General features: G+C 72.5%; 2 protein-coding genes. Both read left to right on the top strand.

Features of this window, described 5'->3' with window-relative positions; genetic code table 11:
• On the top strand, positions 1-259 hold a 259-nt coding region (locus tag M878_RS000000100620), incomplete at its 5' end, for an alpha-glucosidase C-terminal domain-containing protein (RefSeq protein ID WP_023553109.1).
• A gap of 29 nt (positions 260-288) precedes the next feature.
• On the top strand, positions 289-1,143 hold an 855-nt coding region (locus M878_RS87965), incomplete at its 3' end, for a maltokinase N-terminal cap-like domain-containing protein (RefSeq protein WP_023553108.1).

The following is a 1,143-nucleotide window of genomic DNA, read 5'->3' as shown; positions in this document are numbered from 1 at the left end:
GCTGGCGTTCCTGCGCGAGGCCCCCATGACGGAGAAAAGCGGCGACGATTTGGTGCTGTGCGTCCACAACTTCTCCCGCTTCGCCCAGCCCACCGAACTCGATCTGCGTGCCTACGACGGACGGCACCCGGTCGAGCTGATCGGTGGGGTGCGCTTCCCGGCCATCGGTGAACTGCCCTACTTGCTGACCCTGCAGGGCCACGGTTTCTACTGGTTCCGGCTCACCCGAGTCGCATCCCGCATCGGCCGCCGTCGCTGAGACGCCCGGCGCCGAGGAAAGGACGCGTCATGCCGAAGACCATCACCGTTCGCCCGAGAACCTCGGCGGCCTTCGACGGGCCTCTTGTCTCCCTGAGCGGGCTGCTGCGCGAGTGGCTGCCGGGGCAACGCTGGTTCGCGGGCAAGGACCGGCCCGTCACCGATCTGTCGGTGCTGTCCGTGACCGAGCTGTTCCCGGGGTGTCTGCATGTGCTGATGCACGCCTCGCACGCGCCCGTGCCGACGCCGGGCGGCACTTCCCCGCCGGGCGACTGCTACCAGCTGCTGCTCGGGCTGCGCGAGCAGCACGCCCCGCGGCTGGAGCGGGCGTTCATCGGGCGGGCCGGGCAGGGGCCGTTCGCCGGGCTCGCGGTGTACGACGCGCTGCACGACCCGCGCTCGGCCCATCTGCTGCTGGAGCGGCTGCGGCAGCCCGGTACGGCGGGGCCGCTGCGGTTCGATGCCGACCCGGGTGCCCTGGTGCCGGGCGGTCTGCCACCGCGGCTGCTGGACGTCGAGCAGTCCAACTCCTCGATCGTGTACGGCGACGCGTACATCCTGAAGGTCTTCCGCCGTATCCAGCCGGGCGTCAACCCGGACCTGGAGGTGACGGCCGCGCTGGCCGCGCAGGGCTGCACCCGGGTGCCCGCGCCGGTGGCCTGGTTCGGTACGACCGCGCCGCAGCCGGCCACGCTGGGCGTGCTGCAGCCTTTCCTGCCGGACGCGACCGACGGCTGGACGCTGGCGCTGCGCGCGCTCGCCGCGGGCGACGACTTCACCGCCGAGGCCGATGAACTGGGCGGGGCCATGGCCGAGGTGCATCTCGCGCTCGCCGAGGCGTTCGGCCCGGCCGGGCCGAACGCCTCGGCGAGCGCGAGATGCACC

The organism is Streptomyces roseochromogenus subsp. oscitans DS 12.976, from assembly GCF_000497445.1.
GTDB classification, from domain to species: Bacteria; Actinomycetota; Actinomycetes; order Streptomycetales; family Streptomycetaceae; genus Streptomyces; species Streptomyces oscitans.
This window is presented reverse-complemented; position numbering and strand designations above follow the sequence as displayed.